This is a genomic window from Hymenobacter algoricola (genome assembly GCF_039539525.1).
GTDB lineage: Bacteria > Bacteroidota > Bacteroidia > Cytophagales > Hymenobacteraceae > Hymenobacter > Hymenobacter algoricola.
Window position 1 is genome coordinate 79,033 of sequence record NZ_BAABDH010000040.1, and the last position, 6,921, is coordinate 85,953.

Annotated in this window: 9 protein-coding genes; 8 read left to right on the forward strand and 1 reads right to left on the reverse strand. The window is 64.9% G+C overall.

What is annotated here, in order from left to right:
• Positions 1-35: 35 nt before the first annotated feature.
• The 8 genes from rimK to ABD842_RS12420 all read left to right on the forward strand — a co-directional run bounded on the left by rimK (position 36) and on the right by ABD842_RS12420 (position 5,447).
• Entirely contained in the window at positions 36-989 is a 954-nt protein-coding gene (gene rimK / locus ABD842_RS12385; RefSeq protein WP_345114202.1) for a 30S ribosomal protein S6--L-glutamate ligase, read from the forward strand.
• Between the two features lie 82 nt (positions 990-1,071).
• Complete coding sequence (locus tag ABD842_RS12390; protein WP_345114205.1) at positions 1,072-2,139, forward strand: succinylglutamate desuccinylase/aspartoacylase family protein; 1,068 nt, start codon at positions 1,072-1,074, stop codon at positions 2,137-2,139.
• Positions 2,140-2,167: 28 nt separating this feature from the next.
• The gene (locus ABD842_RS12395; protein ID WP_345114207.1) at positions 2,168-2,746 is read left to right on the forward strand and encodes a GNAT family N-acetyltransferase; all 579 of its coding nucleotides are present in this window, start codon (positions 2,168-2,170) and stop codon (positions 2,744-2,746) included.
• A 159-nt stretch (positions 2,747-2,905) separates the two neighbouring features.
• Entirely contained in the window at positions 2,906-3,556 is a 651-nt protein-coding gene (locus tag ABD842_RS12400) for an OmpH/Skp family outer membrane protein (RefSeq protein WP_345114209.1), read from the forward strand.
• Positions 3,557-3,741: 185 nt separating this feature from the next.
• The gene (locus tag ABD842_RS12405; protein WP_345114211.1) at positions 3,742-4,092 is read left to right on the forward strand and encodes a carboxypeptidase-like regulatory domain-containing protein; all 351 of its coding nucleotides are present in this window, start codon (positions 3,742-3,744) and stop codon (positions 4,090-4,092) included.
• Positions 4,093-4,094: 2 nt separating this feature from the next.
• Positions 4,095-4,682, forward strand: a complete 588-nt coding sequence (locus tag ABD842_RS12410) for a TonB-dependent receptor plug domain-containing protein (RefSeq protein WP_345114214.1) — start codon at positions 4,095-4,097, stop codon at positions 4,680-4,682.
• Positions 4,624-5,085, forward strand: a complete 462-nt coding sequence (locus ABD842_RS12415) for a hypothetical protein (RefSeq protein ID WP_345114216.1) — start codon at positions 4,624-4,626, stop codon at positions 5,083-5,085. The genes ABD842_RS12410 and ABD842_RS12415 overlap by 59 nt, the downstream gene beginning before the upstream one ends.
• A 131-nt stretch (positions 5,086-5,216) precedes the next feature.
• The gene (locus tag ABD842_RS12420) at positions 5,217-5,447 is read left to right on the forward strand and encodes a hypothetical protein (protein WP_345114219.1); all 231 of its coding nucleotides are present in this window, start codon (positions 5,217-5,219) and stop codon (positions 5,445-5,447) included.
• Between the two features lie 66 nt (positions 5,448-5,513).
• Here the strand turns inward: ABD842_RS12420 and ABD842_RS12425 are convergent, their stop codons facing one another.
• Positions 5,514-6,746: a T9SS type A sorting domain-containing protein gene (locus ABD842_RS12425; RefSeq protein WP_345114221.1), complete on the reverse strand. Its 1,233-nt coding sequence runs from the start codon at positions 6,744-6,746 to the stop codon at positions 5,514-5,516.
• Positions 6,747-6,921: the final 175 nt, after the last annotated feature.

The window sequence follows — 6,921 nt, forward strand, 5'->3', positions numbered from 1 at the left end:
TTCTGCTCTCCTCTCACCACCCAAGCACCCTCCCAATGAAACTGGCGATTCTGTCGCGTGAGCCGAAGCTATATTCTACCGCCCGCCTGGTAGAGGCCGCCGAGCAGCGCGGTCACCAGGCCGTGGTGCTCGACCACCTGCACTGCAACCTGGTGCTGGAAAAGGGGAAGCCCGGAATTATCTACCAAGGCCATACTCTCGAAGGCTTCGACGCCATCATCCCGCGCATTGGCGCCTCGGTCACCTTTTATGGCTGCGCCGTGGTGCGGCAGTTTGAGATGATGAAGGTGCGCACGGCCGTGGAAAGCCAGGCCATCGTGCGCAGCCGCGACAAGCTGCGCTCGATGCAGATCCTGGCCCGCGCCGGCGTGGGCATGCCCAAAACGGCCTTCACCAACTACTCCGACGAAGTGCCCGCGATGATTGAGCAGGTGGGCGGCGCGCCGGTCATCATCAAGCTGCTTGAGGGCACCCAGGGGCTGGGCGTGGTGCTGGCCGAGTCGGCCAAGGCGGCGCAGTCGGTGATTGAGGCGTTTCACAACCTGAAGGCCCGCATCATCGTGCAGGAGTTCATTGCCGAAAGCAAGGGCGCCGACCTGCGCGCCTTTGTGGTCAACGGCGAAGTGGTGGGCGCCATGAAGCGGCAGGGCAAGGAGGGCGAGTTTCGCTCGAACCTGCACCGCGGCGGCAGCGGTACGCTCGTCAAGCTGAGTCGGGCCGAGAAGGCGGCCGCGCTGCTGGCCACCAAAGCCCTGGGCCTGGGCATTGCCGGCGTCGACATGCTGCAGAGTAAGCGCGGCCCTCTGGTGCTGGAAGTGAATTCGTCGCCCGGACTGGAAGGCATCGAAAAAGCCACCGGCCTGGATATTGCCGGCAAAATCATTGAGTTCACCGAGCAGCTGAGCAAGCGTAAAACCAAGCCCAAAAGCTCCGCCGAACCCCGGGAGCCGGCCGCCATGCCCGACTCGCAGTCGGACGTGCCGGCGTAGCGCTGGGGTGTTTCCGGGGAGCTTGCGCCAGCCGGAAAGACTTTTTCAGGGTTCTTTTATCTCGTTCTAACCGCCCCTGCCCGTGCCGCACGCCCGCCAACCAAACGACATGGAGCTGAATGGCCTCACCATCCGGCCCGGCGAGCGGGTGCTCACGCGCCTGGTGATTTCGAAGCTGCCCTCGGGCACCGTCATTGACGTGCCGGTGCACGTGTTCCGCTCCACGGTGCCGGGCCCCACGGTGCTGCTGCTGGCGGGCATGCACGGCGACGAGGTAAACGGCATCGAAACCATCCGGCGGCTGATCCGGCGCGACCTGCTGCACCCGCTGCGGGGCAGCATCATTGCCATTCCCATCCTCAACATCTACGGCTTCCTGAACTTCAGCCGGGAGGTGCCCGACGGCAAAGACGTGAACCGCAGCTTTCCGGGCCACCCCCGCGGCTCTTTGGCCAGCCGCGTGGCCCACCGCTTCATGCGCGAAATCATGCCGCTGGTCGACTGCGGCATCGACTTCCACACCGGCGGCGCGGCGCGCTCCAACATGCCGCAGGTGCGCTGCCTGCTGGGCCATCCCGATACCGACGCGCTGGCCCAGGCGTTTGCCGCACCCTTCACCCTGCACTCGGCGCTGCGGCCCGGCTCGCTGCGCGAAGCTGCCTTTCAGCAGCAGAAAACGATTATCGTGTACGAAGCCGGGGAGTCGCTGCGGCTGGATGAGCCCGGCATTGAGCTGGCCATTGCCGGCACGTTTCGGGTGCTGCACCACCTGTGCATGGCGGCCGAGGCCGCGCCGCCGGCCCGGCCCAGCGTGGTGTGCCTGCGCCACACCTGGCTGCGGGCCAAGTACGCGGGCCTGTTTCACACCCAGGTGCAGAACGGCGACTTTCTGGAAAAAGGGCAGGTCTACGGCAGCGTGGCCGACCCCTACGGCGAGAACTCCGTGCGGCTGGAGTCGCCGGTGGCGGGCTACATCATCGGGCTCAACCACATGCCGGTAGTCAACCAGGGCGACGCGCTGCTGCACATTGGCCTGACCGACCCCAAGCCGGCCCGGGTTGAGCTGAGTCCGCCGTTTCTGGAAAAGCCGGGTGGCCCGCCGGAAACCGACCTGGATGATGCTGATGACGCCGATGACGCGCCCCAGTAGAGTTCCGCCGCCGGGGATATATTTGCCGATGCCTTTTCTGCCACCCAAGCCGCCGGAGCCTTTTTCCTGGCCCGCCGGGCGCGTGCTGCTGCGCCTGCTTACTCCCGCCGATACGGCGGGGTTTCTGGCCTACCGCGCCGATGCCACGGTGGCCCTCTACCAGAGCTGGGAGCCTTATTCGGCCGCGCAGGCCGAGGAGTTCGTGCGGGTTCAGCGCCGGGCGACCATTCCGGCCGCGCCGGGCCAGTGGGTGCAGATCGGCATTGCGCTGGCCGCTACCGACGAGCTGATCGGCGACTGTGCCCTGCACCTTTCCGCCGACGATCCCCGCCTGGGCGAGGTGGGCATTACGCTGGCGCCGGCCTGGCAGGGGCGGGGCTACGCCACCGAGGCCCTGCGCGGCCTGCTCGACTACTGTTTCCGGGCGCTGGCGCTGCACCGCGTGCTGGCCATTACCGATTGCCGGAATCTGGCGTCGGTGCGGCTGCTGGCGGGCGTGGGCATGCGGCGCGAAGGGCATTTCCGGCAGCACGTGTGGTTCAAAGGGGGCTGGGCCGACGAGTACCTGTACGCCGTGCTGGGCGAAGAGTGGCAGGCCGGGGTCTGAGTAGTAGACCGTAAATCCGGCTTATCGGCGGCCAGGTTACAATCTGCGGGGCTTTTTGCGTTTCTTTGACCTGCCGTTGGCCGCCGGCTACCCGTTTGGGTGGCGTAGCCAACGTTTTTGCCCCTGTGGGCTCTACTCAAAAAAGCAACCACCCGCTGAATGAACAACCCTTTGCGCCTCGTTATTGATGCCGTGCTGGCCATTGCCATCCTCGTCCTGTTTTACCTGCACTTCGCCACTCCCAAAGCCGCCGTACCCGCCGCCCAGACCGTAATGGTGAAGGAAGCTGCCGACAGCACGGCCGAAGTAGCCACCGTGGCACCCGCGCCCGTGGTAGCCGTGGCCGACACGAACAAGGTCGCCTACGTCGAATCGGGCAAGCTGCTTGATGGCTACAAGGGCATGCAGGCCGCCCGCACGGCCTTTGAGGCCAAGGCCAAAGGCTGGGAGCAGCAGAACAACAGCCTGATTCGCGGCTTTCAGACGGCCGTGCAGCAGTACCAGAAGCAGGCCGAGAGCCTGACGCCCGAGCAGCGCGCCGCTACCGAGCAGAAGCTCCAGGCCCAGCAGCAGCAGGCCGGTCAGGCCCAGGAAAAGCTGCAGCGCCAGGCTCAGGAAGAAGAAGCCAAGATGACCCAGCAGGTGCTGGAGCGCATCAACAAGCAGGTGGAGAAATACGGTAAGGCCAACGGCTACAAGCTGATCCTGATTGCCGCGCCCAGCGGCACCATCGCCTACGGCCGCAAGGATATCGACATCACCACCCGGGTGCTCAAGCACCTGAACGACGAGTACAGCGCCCGAAAATAGACTGCGGGTTATCTGATGTCAACGCCGGCTGTTTTTTCAAACAGCCGGCGTTTTTGCTGCCCGCTACCCAACCTTATCCGGCTTGGCCGCCTCTACTTTACAGCACCCCAAACGCGCCCGGCCGGCGTTGGGAAAGCCACTTTAACGCCCGTTACTTCTACCGTTTTCTTGCCAGCTCCTACGGTATGATTCGGTGTCTCCGCCTTTCTTTAGTGCTGAGCCTGCTGCTGGCCACCGGCGCCGGCTACGCCCAGCAGGCCGCTAAATTTACTGTCAGCGGCTACGTGCGCGACCGGGCCACCGGCGAAACCCTGATTGGCGTGGCCGTCATCAACCCCGGCAGCGGCCAGGGCACGGCCACCAACACCTACGGCTTCTACTCCCTGACCTTGCCCACGGCGGCCGACTCGGTGCGGCGGCTGGTATCGTACCTGGGCTACGAAAAGGTGCGCTACGCGGCGAAGGCCGCGCGCAGCGTAAGCCACACGTTTCAGCTGCAAGCCGGCAGCAGCGCCCTGGCCCCCTGGCCGGGGTAGAGGTGGTGGGCAGCAGAGAGGAGAAAATAGCCCAGAGTACCCGCATGGGCACCATCAACGTGCCCCTCACCCAGATCAAGCTGCTGCCGGCCCTGCTGGGCAAAACCGACGTGCTGAAGGTGTTGCAGCTGCTGCCCGGCGTGCAGACCGGGGGCAAAGGGCAAAGCCGACTGTACGTGCGCGGCGGTTCCCCCGGCCAGAACCTGATTCTGCTCGACGGCACGCCGGTGTACAATCCTTCCACCTGTTCGGCTTCTTCTCGGTGTTCAATGCCGATGCCATCAATAACGGGGAGCTCATTAAGCGGGGACTTGCCGGCCCGCTACGGCGGGCGGCTGTCGTCGGTGCCGGATATTTCGATGAAGGAAGGCAACAGGCAGGCGTTTCACGGCGAGGGCGCCGTGGGCCTGGTGGCCTCGAAGCTGACGCTGGAAGGACCCATCAAGAAGGATACGGCCTCGTTCATCATCTCGGCCCGCCGCCCCTCCCTCGACGTGCTGGCCCGGCCCATCATCGGCGCGGCGGCGGCAAATGGCGGCTCAGCCACCATCGGCTACTTCTTCCACGACCCGAACGGCGAGCTCAACTAACTGGAAGCTGGGTAGTCGCGACCGGCTCTACCTGAGCGCCTGCACCGGCTACGACAAGTTCTACGCCCGCACCAAGGATGCCGACAGCGCCGACTACAGCAAGGTAGACTCGGGCCGGGGCTGGGGCAACCTCGCTTCGGCCCTGCGCTGGAACCACGTGGTGCACGACCAGCTGTTTATGAACATCCATTTCACTTATACCAAGTACCAGTTCAACATCGGCATCACCCAGGAAGACCACCGCCGCGACGAAACCCAGCGCTCTTCGCTGCGCTACCTGTCCAACATCCGCGACCTGAGCCTGAAAACCGACCTCGACTATGTGCCCAACCCCGACCGCTACATCCGGTTTGGCGGGCAGTACATCCTGCACTCGTGCCGGCCCGGGGTCCTGCAGTTTTGACAACGAAGCCCCCCCCCCCAACAAGGGCGGCCCAGGTCTGGGTTGCCCCTGTTTGGGGGGGGCTTTAAACCTGGGCTGGGCTTTGCCATCTTATCCACAGCGCCGTTTCTAAAACCCGCGGCCTCCATCGGATGAAAAACCTGCTGAAACTCCCCGCATTGTTTGTGCTGCTCCTGCTGAGCGAAGGCCTGACCAGCTGCGTAGCCGCCGCCCCGGCGGTGGCCGTGCGGCCGCACCCGCCGCGACGGGTGTACTACCAGCCCCGGCCATCCGTGGTCGTGGTGCCGGCCCCCGTGGTCGTGCGGCGCCGGCCCGTGCTGGTGGCTCCCGCCCGGTCCCGCCGCTACGTGCGGGTACGCTAGCCTGCTTGCTTAACCAAAAAAAGCCCCGCTACGAGCAGTAGCGGGGCTTTTTGCTTTGGAGGTGGATTATTGGCGAATCAGGCGCCGGGTTATCTGGCCCTGGGGCGTTTGCAGGCGCACGGTGTACACGCCGGCCGGCAGGGTCGTCACGTCGAGCTGCCCGCCTGGGGCCAGGGTGAACTGCTGCACTTGCTGGCCCAGGGTATTCAGCACGGCGCCGGTGAGGGCCGTAGTGCCGGGCAGCAGCACCGTTACGCGGCCGGTGGTGGGGTTGGGGTACAGCTGGAGCCGGTCGGCGGCCAGTACAGGGCTGGCGGCGCCGGTGATGATTACAAAGCCCGCGTAGTTGAAGCGTTCCTGGTTGACGAAAGCAGCAAGCTGGTTGTCATACGACTGGGTGATGCGCCGGGTGACCCGGTCGGCGCCAGCATATGTGGGCAGCTCGCGGTAGGCATCGGTAACTTCCCAGGCGGCGTTTCGCCAGGTTTCTTCCTGGTAGAGCAGGAAGCTGCCCTGGGCATCATACAACTCCGACTGCCGGCTGTCGTTGAGGCGGGTGCCGTTGCGGGTGGGCACCTGGATGGTGTACACGCTGCTGCCATTGGGGGCGTGGGTGGCCGTGATGTAGGAGAGGTCCTGCCACGTGCCAACCCAGGTCTGGTCGGTGAGGGTGGCCAGGCGGCGGCTGGCCCAGTCCTGCCACACGATGTCGGTCAGGCGCTCGTAGTCCTGCCACGCGCCCAAGGCCCATTCCTGCGCGGTAATGGTCGTCCACTCTCCGTTGCTGATGGTGTATACCTCCCGGCTCCAGTTCTCGAAAGTGCCGTTGTCCCAGCGGGTTTCGGTGCGGGAACTGAGCACGCTGCCCAGGTAGGTGTTGGCGTAGCGGGAGCCGAAAGCCGTAAACCAGGCGCCACTGCGCCAGTTCTGCTGCAGCTCCTCGGTGGTGTTGCCCTGCGCGTCGTAGGTGGCCAGGAAGCGGCTCTGGTTTTGCCAGGTACTGCCGTCCCAGACCTGGTTGAGCTCCCCCGTATTGCGGCCCTGCGCATCGTAGGTGTACTGCAGCCGGGTTTGGTTGACAAGGGTAGCCGAATCGGCCGCGACTTCCTCCGTCAGCGCGCCACGGCCGTCGTAGGCGTAGGTCAGGACAGTGGGGTCGACCCAGGCGGAAGTGCTTTCATCCCAGGTATAATAGACGGCGCGGCCGGGGCGGCTGAGCATGGTCTGGCGGGCAGCGGGCGTGAGCCCGGCCGCGGTCGAAGTCAGGTGGCCCAGCCGCGCCGTGGCGGTGGAGTGCATGGGCACGCGGTGGGACTGGGCCGCCGCCGGGGCACTCAGCAAGGCAGTAGCGGTCAGCAGAGCAGTAGTCAGTAGACTTGTTCCTAAATAGCCTCTTTCTTTTTAGTCAGATGCCAATTCCAGATTCCACAAGCTACGGCCATGATTCGGTCGTTAAAAGAGGCGGATTTGTTGC